We start from the raw sequence: 15,349 nt of genomic DNA on the forward strand, positions 1-15,349 counted from the left end.
TGGTCGGGCCGGGTGGGAGTCGGATGTCGCCGGGGACCCCCGGGCGGTCCGGGCCCGATCATCGGATGACCTTGTGGACCTGGCGATCTTGTCGGGCGGGGGGGGCGGGTGCCGGGAGAGTTCACCCGGTTCAGGGACAGAAGTTATCCACAGGTGGGCCCCGTGGAGATCGACAACGCCGGTTTCGTCGGACCCCTCGGGTAGAATGGTCCTGGGGACGCCCCCCGGGACAGGGTGGGGGCTGGGGTCGTTGATCTTGGGGGATCGCGGCGCCGGGGGCGGGGCGGTCGTGGGGGGTCCGAAGTGGGTGGGGTGGTCCACTGTGGATGGTTGATGACTCTCCGGGTGTCAAGGGGTTGGTGCGGGGGCGTGTTGTCCGAGCGGGACGGCGTGGGCAAATCAGCCACAGTGGACAGATGTGTCGTGTGAGGACTAATGGTGCGTGGCGGGGTGGTGAACGTTGCGCGGTGGGTGGGGGCCGAATGGGTGATCGCTGGGCCGTTCGGGGGTGCGGGTTGATCAAGGTGGCGGAGTCTGCGCCTTGTGGAGTAGTGGGTTGCTGCATTCGTCGAGATGTCCTTTGAGGACAGAGGTGTGTCCATTCGGCCTAGTCGGGGGTTGGCGCCTTTTGGCGTATCGACGCCCCGCGCGCGGCGGCCATATGCTCACGCGAAAATCGGCGGTCTCGTCGAGGATCGACGCGAAGGGGAGAGGGGGGTCCGACATGCGCAACGTCCGCGAGCTCTGATCAACCGGTAGTACGAGCAGGAGCCTGATCGGGGCGCTACCCGAGACGGTGTGAGCGGGCGCGGCCGCCGAGCCTGGACGGCCGCGCCCCCTCGGGTGGGAGACGAACCAAGGATGACCCTGGACCCCCAGGTTGAGCGGTACCGCGCCGAGCGTGAGCGGCTGCGGGTCACCCCGCTCTACGAGTTGACCCTCGACCAGGCCCGGGCGCAGGACCTGCGGTCCATCCAGGACGCGGCGGGCGAGCCCGAGCCGGTGGCGGCCACCGAGGACCTCGACGCGCGGGGGATACCGGTGCGGGTGTACCGACCGGACAGCACCGGCACGAGTCCGACCGCTCCGGTGCTGGTCTACTTCTTCGGCGGCGGTTGGACGTTGGGCACCATCGACACCGCCGACGCCATCTGCAGGCGGCTGACCAACGCCACCGGCTGCGTCACCGTGGCCGTCGGCTACCGACTGGCCCCCGAGCACAAGTTCCCCGCCGCGGTCGAGGACTGCCACGCCGCGACGAAGTGGGTCGCCGAGCAGGACTGGGCGGGCGAGATCGCCGTCGGCGGTGACAGCGCCGGGGGCAACCTCGCTGCTGCGGTGGCGCTGTTGGCGCGCGACAGCGGCCCCGACCTGGTGCACCAGGTGCTGGTCTACCCCAACACCGACCACGGCGCCGACACGGCCTCGCTCGCCGAGCACACCGACCGGTACCTGTTCAACCGGCACTCCGTGGCCTGGTACTGGGACAACTACCTCGCCGATCCGGCCGACGGCGCCAATCCCCTCGCCTCCCCGCTGCGCGCGACCGACCACAGCGGCCTGCCACCGGCGACGGTGATCACCGCCGGGTACGACCCGCTGCGCGACGAGGGCGAAGCCTACGCCCGCGCGCTCGCCGAGGCGGGCGTGTCCACCGAACTCACCCGGTTCCCCGGCATGGCACACGGTTTCTTCACCATGTTCGGGGTCCTGCCCGCCGCCGAGCAGGCCGTGGCGATCGCCGCGAGCAGGCTGCGCGCCGCGTTCGGCCTACCACCGGGGTGATCGGATCACCCCAGCACCGACCGGTCCAGTTGGGCCGTCGTCGGGCGGCCGCACAACGCCATGGCCTCGGCCAACTCCTCGCGCAGCAGGGTCAGCACGTGCTCGGCCCCCGCCGCGCCCGAGTGCGCCAAGCCCCACAGCACCGGCCTGCCCACCAGGACCGCCGCCGCGCCGAGAGCGAGGGCTTTGAGCACGTCGGCCCCGGTGCGCACCCCGCCGTCGACCAGCACCGGCAGCCGTCCGGCGATCGCGGCCACCACCTCGGCCAGCACGTCGGCGGTGGCCGCGACCCCGTCGAGCTGGCGACCGCCGTGGTTGGACACCACGATCGCGTCCACCTCGTGCTCGGCGGCCAGCCGCGCGTCTTCGGCGGTGAGAATTCCCTTGAGCACCAGCGGGAGTCGGGTGCGATCGCGAAGCCAGGCCAGATCGGCCCAGGTGATCGTCGGGTCGAACCGCTCCCGCGAGTGCCGCTCGATCGCCGACACCCCGGCCGCGGCGAGGTGGCTCTCGGCCATCAACTCCCTGCTCAGGTTCACCGCGCGCACGTGCGGGGGCAACGTGAAACCGCTGCGCAGGTCCCGGTGCCGCCGCGCCACCCTGGGCGCGTCCACGGTCAGCACCAGCGCCCGGTACCCGGCCCGCTCCGCGCGGCCGACCAGCTCCAGCAGCGCCGGGCGGTCGCGCAGCCAGTACAGCTGCATCCACAGTGGACCCGTGGCGACCGCCGCCATCTCGGCCAGGTCGGTGCTGGCGAAGATGCTGGCCACGAACAACGCGCCCGCGGCTCCTGCGGCCTTGACCGTGGCCAATTCCCCGTCCTCGTGCACCAACCTGTGGTATGCCATCGGCGCGACCCCCAGCGGTGCGGCCAGCGACGAACCAAGCAGGTCAACGCTCGTGTCGCAGGTCCCCACGTCCACCAACACCCGCGGTCGCAACCGGATCCGCTGGTAGGCGGCGGTGTTGGCGCGCAGTGTCCACTCCGCGCCGGACCCGCCGTCGAGGTAGCCGAGCACATCGCCCGCGAGGGTGGCTTTCGCGTGGTCGGCGTAGTCGCCGACGTGTAGTGGATTCACGAGTGCACTCCTGGGCCGCGCCGCTACTCTGCGCCGTTCGGGGTATTGAGCGGGGCATATCCTGTCATCCGCTCACCACAATTTCCAGCGTTTGGATCAGCTGGTCACCGACCGCGTTTCGGCCCCTTCTTTCGTGCGCTCCGCGTAGTCGGCGCCGAGCCCGATTCGCCTGTGCACACAGTGAGAACGCCTGGTAGTGGGCTTGTTGGCGCGACCGCGATTAGTCCTTTCGGGCGACCTTGACTCTCGTTGAGCCGGTATGCGATTGTTTCAGCCAGCCAGGGCGGCTAATGAACTCTCGCTACGGCGTTCGGCCTAGCAAACAATGTGAAGGAACCAATGGCGGGCGTGGATCTTCCGCTGGTGAATGAGCCTGCGGTGAACCCGGAATGGGTGGATGACCTGCTGCTCGGCGGGCCGGACGCGACTGTGCGGCTGCGGCTCGATCGGCCGATCGACACCGCGGCGCTGCGCCGATCGGTCGCGCTGGCGGGGGACCGGTTGCGCGCCGAGGGGCTCGTCGCGGGTGGCACTGTCGCATTGCGACTGCCCCCCTCGCTGACCTACATCGCTTTCCTGCTCGCCGCCTGGCGGATCGGCGCGCAGGTCAGCCTGCTCGACCACCGGCTCACCCAGCACGAGGTGGACGGCGCGCTCGAGCGGATCGGTGCGCAGTACGTCGTGGACGCCCTGGAGAGCAAGGGCCACCGGCTGTGCGGCTACGCCGAGGTCGTCGCCCGGGTGTCCGCCCGGGAGGGTGGCCGTCCGGCCGGGACGGCGCACGCGCTGGTGCAGTTCAGTTCCGGCTCGACCGGCGCGTCCAAGGTGATCGCCCGCACATCCGATGACCTGATCGCCGAACTCGCGCGCTACGACCGCCTCCCCGAGTTCCCCCGCGCCGGGGAACGGGTCGTGCTGCTGTCGTCGATCGTGCACGTGCTCGGCCTCGTCGGCGGTCTGCTCAACGCGCTGCACACCGGCGCGGAACTGGTGTTCCCGCGCAGGCTCACCGCCGAGGGCATCCTCGCCGCGGTCGCCGAGTCCGACCTGCCCACGACGATCATCGGCGTGCCGTTCCACGCCGAGCTGCTCACCTCGATCGCCGACCCCGCACCGCTTCCGCAGCTGCGCCGGATGATCGTCGCGGGCGAACTGGTCCGCCCCTCGGTGCCGACCAGGTTCCGCGAGACCTTCGGCGTCGCGCTGGGGACGATGTACGGGATGACCGAGCTCGGCGTCATCGCCACCGACCTCGACGGCACCCGGTGGCCCTCGGTCGAACCGACCCACGGCATGGACCTGCGCGTCAGCGGCGGTGAACTGTGGATCGCGATGCCCGCCTCGCCCTACCTGGGCGCGCAGGACCCGTCCCGCTTCGTCGACGGCTGGCTGTGCACCAAGGACGCCGCCGAACTCGACGCCGGTCTGCTGACCGTGCTGGGCCGGTTGGACTCGCAGGTCTCCATCGGCGGCCTCAAGGTCGACCTGACCGAGGTGGAGCAGGCGATCGCGGCCCTGCCCGCGGTCCGCGAAGCCGTTGTGCTGTACGACGGCGGGATCCAGGCCTACCTCAGCCTCACCGACGGCGCGACCGCGGAGCAGGTCCAGGCCGCGCTCACCGAGACCCTCGCGCCCTTCAAGCGCCCGCGCAGGCTGGTGGTGCTCCCGGCGCTGCCGCGCACCACGACCGGCAAGGTCGTGCGGGCCACCGCCGCACTCGTCGCCGCGGAGGCCGCATCGCGGTAGCCCCATGGTGACGGCCGCACAGCAATGGCCAGTGGTACCCCGGTCCGGGCAACACCGACGGCAATCGCACAGATAGGAGGCAGCGATGCAGGACCAGCTCCGCGAGTTCGTGCTCGACACGTTGCGGGAGATGAACTACGACGTCAGCGAGGTCACCGAGGACACCGACCTCGGGCCTGCCGGACTCGACCTGGAGTCCTTGGCACTGGCCGACCTGGCGGTGCAGATCGAGGACAAGTACCAGATCAAGTTCGGTGACGACGACATGGAGTCGCTCGCGCTGATGAACCTGGGGGAGTTCGTCGACGCCCTCGCCGACCGCCTCTCGGTGGCCCCGGCCGACACCGCGTCCTGAGATGGCCGCACCCGTACCACCGGAACCGACCGGTGGCGTACCCGATCGCGCCCAGGTGGTCGCGATGCTCAGCGGTTTCGGCGACCGCGGCACCGGCGAGGTCGGCGAGACCCTCGACTCCCTGGAGCTGACCTGGCTCATCGCCCAGGTCGAACAGCGCTACGGCGTCGAACTGGAACTGTCCGACGAGGTGTTCGCGGGCATGGCCACGGTCACCGGCGCGGTGGACACGCTGGCCAGGGTGCTGCCCGGGGCACAGGGCCATGGCTGATCGCCGCGTCCTGATCGCCGCCGCCGCGGCGCGCACCGCGTTCGGCGACCACGCCCGGCTACTGGCCGAGGGGTTCGCCGGGGTACCGGCGTTCGCCCCGGTCACCCGGTTCAGCACCGCGGGCCGCCGCACCCAGCACGCCGCGACGTTGCCCGGTTCTCCTTCCCTGGTCGACGAACTGGTGCGGGTCGTCGACCAGGTCTACCCCGGTGACCGCGCATCGGTTCCACTGCTGCTCGCCGCGCACGCGGACGCGAGCAACCGCGCCTTGGCCGAGGAGGTGGCGGCCAGGACCGGGGTGCGTGACGTGCCCCGGGTCTACACCGGGGCTTGCGTGGCGGCGACCTCGGCGGTGGCCGACGCGGCGACGATGATCGCCACCGGTCAGGCCGACCGGGTGCTGGTCGCCGCCGGGTACCTGGTGGAGCCCTCGACCTTCGCGCTGTTCGACGCCGGGAGGGCGTTGGCGCGCGACGGTCGGGTCCGGCCGTTCAGCGCGGGCAGGCAGGGGATGTTGCTCGGCGACGGGGTGGCCGCGGTGCTGTTGACGGCCGAGTCCGCGCGCCCGGTGGCGAGGTTGGTGGGCTGGGCCCGGTCGGGTGACGCCTACCACGTGTGCAAGCCACGCCCGGACGGGACGGGCCTGGCCCGGGCGATCCGGGGTGCGGTGGACCGGGCCGGGGTGTCCACAACAGACATCGACTACGTCAACGCGAACGGCACCGGCACCGGCTTCAACGACGCCGCCGAGGTCGCCGCGCTGCGCTTGGCCGGTCTGGACCGGGTGCCGGTGAGTTCCACGAAGTCCGTGCACGGCCACGCCCTGGAGGCTTCCGGGCTGGTCGAGCTGGTGGTCACCGCGTTGGCCATGCGAGCGGGCAGGCTGCCGGTGAACTCGGGTTTCCTCGGTGCCGACCCGGACTGCGCGGTGGAGTTGGTCGTCGACGGGCCGCGGCGAGCGCGCGTGGGGTACGCGCTGACCGTGAACTCGGCGTTCGGTGGCGCCAACACCGCACTGCTGCTGGAGGCCGCGTGAACGCCACCGTCGTCCCGGTCGTGGCCTCGGCCAGCTGGCCGGAGTCCGATGTGGACACGATCACACCGGTGACCGGGTTCGTCCTGTCCACCTTCAACCCGCTGGTGGCCGAGGTTGCGGCGCGATGCTTGGCCGGGCAGCAGCCCGGTGCGCGGACCGCGATCGTGCTCGCCAGCGCGACCGGTGACCGCACCAGTGCCGACGCCGTCGCCGAGGCGGTGGCGTCGGGCACCCGGGTGGCACCGCTGTTGTTCTTCCAGTCCAACCCGAACGCGGTGCTCGGGCACGTCGCCGCGCGGTGGGGGCTGACCGGCCCGGTGGTGTGCACCAGCCCCACCGGGGACCCGATGGCGGACGCTTTGGCGTGCGCCGAGCTGCTCTTCGCCGCGGGCGAGGCGGACGCGGCACTGGTGATCACCGTCGAGTTGGCGGACGACCGAGGCGGAACCGACCGGGCGGACGCCGTCCTGGTCACGGCGAGGGAGCGGGCATGACAGCCACGAGCATCCGGGCCACGATGGCGCGCGATCCGGAACTGGGCGCGGGCAGCGTGCTGAGCACCCTGGTGGCGCTGGGCGGCGATCTCGACCGGCCCGCGTTCACCTTCGACACCGCCGTCGAGGACATCCCCGCCTGGACCGCGCTCACCGTGCGCCAGCTCGACGAACGGGTGCGCGCCAGGGCCGCCGCGCTGCACGCGGTCGGCATCGGCAGGCGCGACCCGGTCGCGGTCACCGCCACCAGCGCGGCCGACAACATCCTCACCTTCCTCGCCCTGGCCAGGCTCGGCGCCATCCCGGCGCTCATCAACGCCAAGGTGACACCGGAGATCACCGCGCTCTACATCAACCGCCTCGGCGCGGTGGGTGTCCTCGCCGACGCCGCCCGCCGCGAAGCGCTCGCCCCGCACGGGCTGAAGTTGCTTCCCCCCATCGAGGACCTGGGCCACGCCGACCCGGCGGACGCCCCCGAGCCCTACCGCTTCTTCCGCGACGACCCGGTCGCGATCACGCACTCCTCCGGCACCACCGGTGTCCCGAAAGCCGTGCTGCACTCGCACTCCAGCCTCTTCGCCGCCAACCGGCACCGGCTGCGGATGCCCAAGGCGCAGGGGACCGACCGCATCCTGTCCGCGCTCCCGGCCCCGCACGCCGCCACCCTCATCGCGCTCAACCTGGCGTTGGCCAGCGAGAGCCAGCTGCTCGCGCTGTCGGCCCAGACCGGGTCGAGCGTGGTCGAGGCCATCGAGCGGTGGCGCCCCAGCGGCGTGCTCGGGTTCGCCGCTACCTGGTCGGAGATGGCCAAGACCGACCTGCGCGGCCGCGACCTCGACTCGGTCGCCCTGTGGTGGAACACCGGTGACTGCGCGCACGAGGCGCACATCCGCAGGCTGATCTCCCTCGGCTACCGCGAGGTGTCCACAAAGGAAGGCCGGGTCCGCAAGCCCGGTTCGGCGTTCATCGACGGCCTCGGCTCGAGCGAGATGGGTCACTCGCACTTCTACATCACGCACACCACCGACACCAACCGGTACGGCCGCTGCATCGGCCGCCCGCACACCTTCGCCGAACCCGTCGTGCTCGATCCCGACGGCAACGAGCTGCCACCGGGTGCGGTGGGGGAGTTGGGCACGAAGTCGCCGACGCTCTCACTCGGGTACTGGAACGACTCGGTCACCACGTACCGCACCCGCGTCCGCGGCTACTTCCTCACCGGGGACCTCGTCTACCGCGACGAAGAGGGTTACTTCTACCACGTGGACCGGCTTGTCGACTCCGTCGACCTCGGCGGTGGCAAGCGCTTGCACACGGCGCTGTCGGAGGAGCGGGTCCTCAACGCCTGCCCGGATGTCGCCGACTGCACCGTCGTCGCCGTTCGCGCCGACAGCGGCGTCGTCACCGACGTGCTGCTCCAACTCGACGCCGCGGGTGACCCCAACGCCGATCGCGTCGAGGCGATCCGCGCGGCCCTCGGCCCGGACGTCGCCGCTACGCTGCGCGAGGTCGTGGTCGTCGACGAGGACCGGATCCCGTTGGGCCCCACCGGCAAGGTCCGCAAGGTCGCGCTGCGCGAGCAGTACCTGCAGAGCCTGGGCGCGCGGTGAGACCGGCCGCGGCGATCACCGGGATCGGGCTGGTGACCCCGCTGGGTCGCAAGCCCGCCGAGGTCTTCGACGCCCTGTGCGTCGGCCGCTCCGGTGTGGTCTCCCCACCCGAGGGGCACCCGCTCGCCGGGCTGCTCGACGCTGCGGGCATCGCGCCGGACATCGACCCGGCCGAGGTCATGGACGCCAAGTCCGCCAAGGCCGTCGACCGGTTCGTGCTGCAGGCCATGGCCGCCGCCGATGACGCGCTGGCCGACGCCCGGATCACCGTGGGCACCGACGTCGACCCGGAGCGGGTCGCGGTCGTCGTCTCCACCGGTGGCGCGGGGCTGGAGACCTACGAGCATTTCGCAGCGCAGCGCTGGGAACGCGGCCGCGCCAAGGTGAGCCCGTACCTGCTGCCCGGGATGTTGGCCAACATGGCGGCCGCCCGGATCGCGATCAAGCACGGCATCCGCGGCCACAGCGCGTGCATCGCCACCGCTTGCGCCGCCGGGGCCCAGTCCATCGCCGAGGCGCTGCGGCTCATCCGCGGCGGCGAGGCGGACGTGGTCGTGTGCGGTGGCAGCGATACCGCCCTGCACCCGACAGTGGCGTCCGCGTTCGCCAACGCCTGGGCCCTCGCTCGCGGCTGGGGCGCCGACCCGACGGCGGCGAGCAGGCCGTTCGACAAGCGCCGCAACGGGTTCGTGCTCGGGGAGGGCGCGGGCGTGCTGGTCGTCGAACGCGCCGATTTCGCTGACGCGCGCGGCGTACCCGCCTATGCTGGACTCCTCGGGTGGTCGGTCAGCACCGACGCGCACCACCCGACCACCCCGCGCCCGGACGGCTCCGGTGCCGCGGCCGTCATGCGCCGCGCCACCGCTGACGCGGGCCTCACACCATCTGATGTGGACTACATCAACGCGCACGGCACGTCGACACCACTCGGCGACGCGGCGGAAGCCGCCGCGGTGCGCGCGGTGTTCGGTGACGACAGCCCTGCTGTCAGCTCCATCAAGGCGCTCACCGGACACATGCTCGGCGGCTCCGGTGCCGTCGAGGCCGCCGTGACCGCGCTGTCGGTCGCGGGCGGCGTCCTGCCCCCGACGCACAACCTCGACGACCCCGACCCGGACTGCGCGCTCGACCACGTGCGCGGCGCCCCGCGCCTCGGACCGGTGCGCGCGGCCCTGTCCAACTCCTTCGCCTTCGGCGGCCACAACGTCAGCCTCCTGATCGGCGCGCCCACGACCCGGCTGACCCGCGCCACCCCACCCGCTGACCCTCACTGACCCCTCTCACCCACCCGAATCCCGTAACCCCCGTCCACTGGCCAGAGGTCAAACATGCACGTACAAGCGATAGACCACGTCGAGTTCTACGTCGGTGACGCCGATGAGGTGGCCGCCACGCTGCGCGCCCAGTACGGCTTCCGGCTGCACGGGTGGGTGCGCGACCAGCCCGACCACTACTCCGTCCTGCTGCGCCAGGGGTCGATCCAGGTGCTGCTCACCACCGGGCGCGCCGAGAGCCACCCGGCCGCGGTGTACGTCGCCGAGCACGGTGACGGGCTGGCCACGGTCGCGCTCTCCACCGACGACCCCGCCGCCGCGCTGGCCGAGGCGCTGACCAGGGGCGGCACGGCCACGGGCACCCGGGTCACCGGTTTCGGCGACGTCGGCCACGTCTTCGTCCGCCCGGGTGAGCTGCTGTCCACAGTGGAGCAGGCCGACGGCGTCGACGAGGGCGCGCTCGACCTGCTCGACGCGGTGGACCACATCGCCGCCTGCGTCGGCCCCGGCGAGCTGGACCCGATCGTCGAGTACTACGAGAAGGTCCTGGGCTTCAAGCAGATCTTCGAGGAGCACATCGAGGTCGGCGGCCAGGCGATGAACTCCAAGGTCGTGCAGAGCGTGTCCAAAGAGGTCACGCTGACCCTGCTGGAGCCCGACACCACCGCCGAACCCGGCCAGATCGACGACTTCCTCGCGGCTCACCACGGCCCGGGCGTGCAGCACCTGGCCTTCCGCACCGACGACATCGCCACCGCCGTGCGCACCCTGCGCGAGCGCGGTGTCGGCTTCCTGAGCACCCCGGGCAGCTACTACGACGCGCTGGCCGAGCGCTTCGACCACGTCGCCGTGCCCGTGGAGCAGTTGCGCGAACTCAGCATCCTGGTCGACCAGGACAACGAGGGCGAGCTGTTCCAGATCTTCACCCAGACCACCCACCCCCGCCGCACGCTGTTCTTCGAGGTCATCGAGCGCCTCGGCGCGCTCACCTTCGGCAGCGCGAACATCAAGGCGCTCTACCAGGCCGTCGAGCGCGAGCGCAGCGGGGAGAACGCGCGAGGAGCAGCCCAGTGACCGCCGAGTTGACCGACCAGTACGCCCTCACTGAGGCCGAGCGCGCCCTCCTGCCGACCGACGACGAGGTCGCCGAGTACGCCGCCCGCGGCTGGTACCTCTCGCGCAAGCTGTTCTCCGACGCCGAGATGGACACCCTGGTCGAGGCCACCGAGCGCTTCTACGCCGGGCACACCGACCGCCGTCTGCCGCTGCGCCCGCCGAACCTGGCCTACTGGACGCCGGAGAAGGGCGATGTCCAGCGGCACAACGACTACATCCACTACGAGAGCGACGAGGTCGCCGCGATCCTGCGCAAACCGCTGCTGGGCGCGGTCGCCGCCCGGCTGGCCCGGGCCGAGGAGATCCGGGTGTGGCAGAGCACCCTGATCTTCAAGCCGCCGCGCCCGCAGGAGCAGTCCAACCAGGTCCCCTGGCACATGGACCGGCACTACTGGCAGACCTGCACCTCCGAGCGGATGCTCACCGCGTTCATCCCGTTCCACGACTGCGACGAGCGCATGGGCACCATCACCATGGTCGACGGCAGCAACACCTGGACCGAGATCCCCGGCGACGACTCCACCCGGCACTTCGCCCACCGCGACAAGGCCGAGCTGGAGCAGCTGCTGGCCGCCAACGCCGCGCACAACGGCGCCGAGGTCCGCAAGATCCCCATGATCATCCCCAAGGGCCACGTCAGCTTCCACCACTGCCGCACCTACCACGGCAGCGGCGCCAACCTCGCCGACCACCCCCGCCGCGCCATCTCCCTGCACCTGCAGGACGGCGACAACCGCTTCCGCCCCTACCTCAAGCCCGACGGCACCCCCGTCTTCTACAACCACGACGTCCTGGTCCGCCGCAACGACGAGGGAATGCCCGACTACACCGACCCGACCTACTGCCCCACCCTCTGGCGGAAATAGAACTTCGCACCCTGCGGAAATAGCCCGGATCTCCACCTCCGGGCTATTTCCCATGCCCATTTATTGCCGCACTGAGCGCCTCGACCACTTTCCTCGCCCGCTGCCCCTCCACTACCCCTCACCCCGACCTTGATCCCACTCCTGTTCCTGCTCGATGGGGCGAACTTGTTTTGCGTGGGGGAGCACCACCCGTAGCGTTACCAGCGGCAGGGCCACGCTTTTCGGCCCCTGCTTTGCGGACCTGCGTCGGGTGGTGCAGGGGCCCCGCGCAAAACAAGTTCGCCCCATCGAGTCCCCCCACCTGCGCACCCCCACCTGCGCACCCCCACGCCCAGCCCACACCCCAAGCGCCGTCCCGACCCAGCCCAGGACACAGCCCGGACCTAGCGCCGCCCCCGACACACCCCCCCAACGCCAAGAAGGCCCCCGGGAGCAGTCCCGGGGGCCTTCCAGCACAGCAGTCGGTCACCGCACCTGACGTGCGAACATCCGCGTGGCCCAGGTCACCGTCAGCGCCGCCAGCGCGATCACGATCAGCATGCCCGCCCACACCGACACGTCCCCCGGGTTACCCGTGAACAGCGACCGGGTGCCGTTGGTCGTCCAGTAGATCGGGTTCCACTCGGCGATCGCCACCAGCCAGCCCGGGGCCAGCGACAGCGGCAGCAGCACGCCCGAGAGCAGCGACAACGGCTGCGACACGCTGTTGATCAGCGGGCCGAGCGCGGCCGGGGAGGGGATCAGCATCGCCATCGCGTAGGACAGCGCGCAGGCCATGAGCGCCATCAGTGCCAGCATCAGGTAGGCCAGCATCAGCCAGCCCAGGTGCACCGTCAGCCCGAACGGCAGCGCGACCACGGTGATCACCACCGCCTGCCCCATCAGGGTCACGACCTCGGAGAACGCCCGGCCCAGGATCAGCGCGGTGCGGCTGACCGGGGTCACCCGGGAGCGCTCGATCACCCCGGAGCGCAGTTCACCGAGCAGCCCGAACCCGGCGAAGAAGCCGCTGAGCAGCACCAGCACCACCAGCAGGCCGGGCACGTACACCCGGTAGGCGTCGGCGTAGGTCTGCGCGCCGGTCGGGGCGAGCGCGGTCTTGAGCAGCGGGGCGAACAGCACCAGGTAGGCGACGGGCTGCACGAACCCGATCACCAGCCGGGCCGGGGTGCGCCACACCAGCAGCATCTGGCGGGTGAAGACCAGCCACGTGTCACGGAGGAACTTCATCTCGGACTCCTACTTGTCCCGCAGCGAGCGGCCGGTCTTGATCAGGAACACGTCGTCCAGGCTGGGCCGGTGCAGCTCGACGGTGTCGAAGTGGATCTCGCCGGCGTCCAGCACCCGCATGATCTGCGGCATCGCGGTGGTGCCGTCGTCGACGTAGAGGCGCAGGCCGTCCTCCCCGAGCTCCAGCTTGCGCACGTAGTCGTGGCCGTCGAGCAGCTCGGCAGCCTTGGGCCCGCTCCCGTTGAGGCCAACGGTCACCACGTCACCGGCCACGCCGTGCTTGAGCTCGGTCGGGGTGCCCAGCGCGACGATCTCACCGTGGTCGATGATCGCGATCCGGTCGCACAGCGCGTCGGCCTCCTCCAGGTAGTGCGTGGTGAGGAAGACCGTCATGCCCGCGTCGCGCAGCCTGCGCACCTCGTCCCACAGGTGCGCCCGCGACTGCGGGTCCAGCCCGGTGGTCGGCTCGTCGAGGAACAGCACCTTGGGCTCGTGGATGATGCCCATCGCGATGTCCACCCGGCGGCGCTGACCACCCGAGTAGGTGCGGCACTGCCGGTCGGCGAACTCGGTCAGCTCGAAGGCGGCCAGCGCCTGCTCCGCCCGCTCGATCGCCTCGGCCTTGCCGATGCCGTACATCCTGGCCTGCAGCACCAGCTCCTCGCGGGCGGTGACCTCGTCGGTCGTGGTGCCGCCCTGGGGGACGTAGCCGACCTTGGTGCGCACCGCCCCGGGGTCCTTGCGCAGGTCGGCGCCCGCGATGACCGCCTCCCCGTCGTCGGGTTCGAGCAGCGTGCACAGGATGCGCGCGGTGGTCGTCTTGCCCGCGCCGTTGGGGCCGAGGAAGCCGAAGATCTCCCCCTCCGCCACCGACAGGTCGACGCCGCGGACGGCCTCGACTGTGCGGGTCTTGCGCCGTTTGCCCAGCGTGAAGGACTTGCGCAGTCCCTTGACCTCGATCATGACGTGCTCCTGCTCAGGCCGGCGGGGGCCGGCGACCGGGTGGTCAGCTCCAGCAGCGCCGCCGCGGCGGCGTCCGCTCCGCCCGCCTCGGCGAACGAGGCGCTGACCGTGGCGGCGGCGGCCCGGTGGCCCGGGTCGCCGAGGACGTGGGTGGTGGCGGCGCGCAGCTGGGCCGCGTCCGCCCTGGCGAACCCGACCCGCACGCCTGCACCGGCCGCGACCACGCCGTTGGCGTTGATCGGCTGGTCGTGCCGGATCGGCGCGACCACCAGCGGGACGCCGTGGGCCAGCGACTCGCAGACGGTGTTGAGGCCGCCGTGCGAGACGACCAGGTCCATCCGCGGCAGCAGTGCCAGCATCGGCACCCTGGTGCGGGCGATCAGGTGTGGCGGTAGGTCGGGCAGGGTGTCCGGTGGGGCGATGAAGACGGCTTGCAGCCGGTCGCCCAGGGGCGCCAGCGCGGCGGCGGTCTCGCGCAGGAAGCGGGTCGACACGTCGTCGGCGAGGGTGCCCACGGACACCAGGACGTGCTGTTTGTCCTGGTCCAGCCAGTCGAACGGGAAATCGGGCTGACCGTGGCGCTTCGCCAGGATCGGGCCGACGCCCAGGACGTCCTCCGGCAGCGCGCCGGTGAGCGCCCGCGTGGTGCACGCCAGCACCAGGTGCGGTGAGTAGCGCAGGTCGAAGTACTCCTCGGCGGGCATCCCGGCCTTGTCCCACAGGTACCGCAGCCGACCGCGCAGCCACTCGTGCACCCGGGGCAGGTCGGCCAGCGGCTCGCCGAGCTCCATCGTCGAGCAGGCCAGCGTCGCCCAGGTGACCCCGAGCCGGTGCGCCACTATCGCCCCCGCGGGGGAGTGCTGGTCGACCACCACGACGTCCGGGCGCACCGCCTCGACGGCCTTCTCGACCGCGGGGAGGCTGAACCGGGCGAACGGCACGATGAACCGGTCCCACACCGAGCGCACCGCGGCCAGCCCGTGGTCCGACTGCGGCCGGTGCAGCCGCGTGCCGGTCGGGTGGATCACCGCGTCCGGGCCCAGCATCGGGCGCAGGTGCAGCTCAGGGCCGCACCAGGCGACCTCGTGGCCGCGCTCGACCAGCGCCGCCGCCAGCCCGATGGTGGGGTTGACGTGGCCCGCCAGCGGGGGGACGACGAACAGGAAGCGGCTCACCGCGCCCGCCCCGCCACGTAGTCGACGACCTGCCCGACGGTGAACCCGGTGATCTCGTCCAGCTCCAGCCCGCGCACGTGCCGCGCCAGTTCCACAGCGGGGCCGTAGCGCCCGCTCAGCGCGGCGTCGACCCGGGTCAGGTCCAGGCTGTCGAAACGCAGATCCCCTTCGAGTGTGGCGTTCGGCGTAATTGCGGGCGGGCATCCGCCGCACGGGCCGACGACCTCTCGGAGTATTCCCGAGACTTCCTCGAATAGCGCCACCGCGCCCCTCCAAACACCGCCCCAGTTGCGCGCCAAGGTACCGCACCCCGCCCGGTCCGTCACGAAGTATCTCGACGCGGGTGAAT

General features: G+C 71.5%; 15 protein-coding genes. 10 read left to right on the top strand and 5 right to left on the bottom strand.

The features are described 5' to 3' along the window. Positions 1–861: 861 nt before the first annotated feature. The gene (lipP1, locus tag LV75_RS19045) at positions 862–1,785 is read left to right on the top strand and encodes a LipP1 family hormone-sensitive lipase (protein ID WP_253888292.1); all 924 of its coding nucleotides are present in this window, start codon (positions 862–864) and stop codon (positions 1,783–1,785) included. A 5-nt stretch (positions 1,786–1,790) separates the two neighbouring features. Here lipP1 and LV75_RS19050 read toward each other — a convergent pair whose 3' ends face one another. After that, on the bottom strand, positions 1,791–2,864 hold the full coding sequence (locus LV75_RS19050) for an alpha-hydroxy acid oxidase (RefSeq protein WP_253888293.1): 1,074 nt from the start codon (positions 2,862–2,864) through the stop codon (positions 1,791–1,793). A 378-nt stretch (positions 2,865–3,242) separates the two neighbouring features. Between LV75_RS19050 and LV75_RS19055 the strand changes: the two genes are divergently transcribed. The 9 genes from LV75_RS19055 to LV75_RS19095 all read left to right on the top strand — a co-directional run bounded on the left by LV75_RS19055 (position 3,243) and on the right by LV75_RS19095 (position 11,632). Next, positions 3,243–4,610 (top strand): class I adenylate-forming enzyme family protein, encoded by a 1,368-nt coding sequence (locus LV75_RS19055; protein ID WP_253888294.1) that lies wholly within the window; start codon positions 3,243–3,245, stop codon positions 4,608–4,610. Positions 4,611–4,695: 85 nt separating this feature from the next. Then, complete coding sequence (locus LV75_RS19060; RefSeq protein ID WP_253888295.1) at positions 4,696–4,965, top strand: acyl carrier protein; 270 nt, start codon at positions 4,696–4,698, stop codon at positions 4,963–4,965. A gap of 1 nt (position 4,966) precedes the next feature. Further along, on the top strand, positions 4,967–5,236 hold the full coding sequence (locus LV75_RS19065; RefSeq protein WP_253888296.1) for an acyl carrier protein: 270 nt from the start codon (positions 4,967–4,969) through the stop codon (positions 5,234–5,236). Further along, on the top strand, positions 5,229–6,272 hold the full coding sequence (locus LV75_RS19070) for a beta-ketoacyl synthase N-terminal-like domain-containing protein (protein ID WP_253888297.1): 1,044 nt from the start codon (positions 5,229–5,231) through the stop codon (positions 6,270–6,272). Before LV75_RS19065 ends, LV75_RS19070 begins: the two co-directional genes overlap by 8 nt. After that, positions 6,269–6,766, top strand: coding sequence for a beta-ketoacyl synthase chain length factor (locus LV75_RS19075; protein ID WP_253888298.1), 498 nt, complete (start codon positions 6,269–6,271; stop codon positions 6,764–6,766). The genes LV75_RS19070 and LV75_RS19075 overlap by 4 nt, the downstream gene beginning before the upstream one ends. Further along, positions 6,763–8,376, top strand: a complete 1,614-nt coding sequence (locus tag LV75_RS19080; protein ID WP_253888299.1) for a class I adenylate-forming enzyme family protein — start codon at positions 6,763–6,765, stop codon at positions 8,374–8,376. Before LV75_RS19075 ends, LV75_RS19080 begins: the two co-directional genes overlap by 4 nt. After that, positions 8,373–9,650, top strand: coding sequence for a beta-ketoacyl-[acyl-carrier-protein] synthase family protein (locus LV75_RS19085; protein ID WP_253888300.1), 1,278 nt, complete (start codon positions 8,373–8,375; stop codon positions 9,648–9,650). Before LV75_RS19080 ends, LV75_RS19085 begins: the two co-directional genes overlap by 4 nt. 54 nt (positions 9,651–9,704) lie before the next feature. Further along, entirely contained in the window at positions 9,705–10,724 is a 1,020-nt protein-coding gene (gene hppD, locus LV75_RS19090) for a 4-hydroxyphenylpyruvate dioxygenase (protein WP_253888301.1), read from the top strand. After that, positions 10,721–11,632, top strand: a complete 912-nt coding sequence (locus tag LV75_RS19095) for a phytanoyl-CoA dioxygenase family protein (RefSeq protein ID WP_253888302.1) — start codon at positions 10,721–10,723, stop codon at positions 11,630–11,632. The genes hppD and LV75_RS19095 overlap by 4 nt, the downstream gene beginning before the upstream one ends. A 465-nt stretch (positions 11,633–12,097) precedes the next feature. Here LV75_RS19095 and LV75_RS19100 read toward each other — a convergent pair whose 3' ends face one another. From LV75_RS19100 to LV75_RS19115, 4 genes are read right to left on the bottom strand one after another with little or no spacing between them, the layout of a single operon-like run. Then, positions 12,098–12,862 carry an ABC transporter permease gene (locus LV75_RS19100; protein ID WP_253888303.1) on the bottom strand — a complete coding sequence of 255 codons (765 nt, stop codon included), beginning with the start codon at positions 12,860–12,862 and terminating at the stop codon, positions 12,098–12,100. 9 nt (positions 12,863–12,871) lie between these two features. Next, positions 12,872–13,825, bottom strand: coding sequence for an ATP-binding cassette domain-containing protein (locus tag LV75_RS19105; RefSeq protein WP_253888304.1), 954 nt, complete (start codon positions 13,823–13,825; stop codon positions 12,872–12,874). Then, entirely contained in the window at positions 13,822–15,000 is a 1,179-nt protein-coding gene (locus tag LV75_RS19110) for a glycosyltransferase (RefSeq protein ID WP_253888305.1), read from the bottom strand. Before LV75_RS19110 ends, LV75_RS19105 begins: the two co-directional genes overlap by 4 nt. Further along, the gene (locus tag LV75_RS19115; RefSeq protein ID WP_253888306.1) at positions 14,997–15,263 is read right to left on the bottom strand and encodes an acyl carrier protein; all 267 of its coding nucleotides are present in this window, start codon (positions 15,261–15,263) and stop codon (positions 14,997–14,999) included. The genes LV75_RS19110 and LV75_RS19115 overlap by 4 nt, the downstream gene beginning before the upstream one ends. Between the last annotated feature and the right edge of the window lie 86 nt (positions 15,264–15,349).

Source organism: Actinokineospora diospyrosa (assembly GCF_024171925.1).
GTDB lineage: Bacteria > Actinomycetota > Actinomycetes > Mycobacteriales > Pseudonocardiaceae > Actinokineospora > Actinokineospora diospyrosa.

Bases quoted from the DNA above. Each gene is read 5' to 3' on its own strand.
- LV75_RS19065 (WP_253888296.1), top strand. From the start codon at position 4,967: ATGGCCGCACCCGTACCACCGGAACCGACCGGTGGCGTACCCGATCGC.
- LV75_RS19105 (WP_253888304.1), bottom strand. From the start codon at position 13,825: ATGATCGAGGTCAAGGGACTGCGCAAGTCCTTCACGCTGGGCAAACGG.
- hppD (WP_253888301.1), top strand. From the start codon at position 9,705: ATGCACGTACAAGCGATAGACCACGTCGAGTTCTACGTCGGTGACGCC.
- LV75_RS19100 (WP_253888303.1), bottom strand. From the start codon at position 12,862: ATGAAGTTCCTCCGTGACACGTGGCTGGTCTTCACCCGCCAGATGCTG.
- lipP1 (WP_253888292.1), top strand. From the start codon at position 862: ATGACCCTGGACCCCCAGGTTGAGCGGTACCGCGCCGAGCGTGAGCGG.
- LV75_RS19080 (WP_253888299.1), top strand. From the start codon at position 6,763: ATGACAGCCACGAGCATCCGGGCCACGATGGCGCGCGATCCGGAACTG.
- LV75_RS19060 (WP_253888295.1), top strand. From the start codon at position 4,696: ATGCAGGACCAGCTCCGCGAGTTCGTGCTCGACACGTTGCGGGAGATG.
- LV75_RS19070 (WP_253888297.1), top strand. From the start codon at position 5,229: ATGGCTGATCGCCGCGTCCTGATCGCCGCCGCCGCGGCGCGCACCGCG.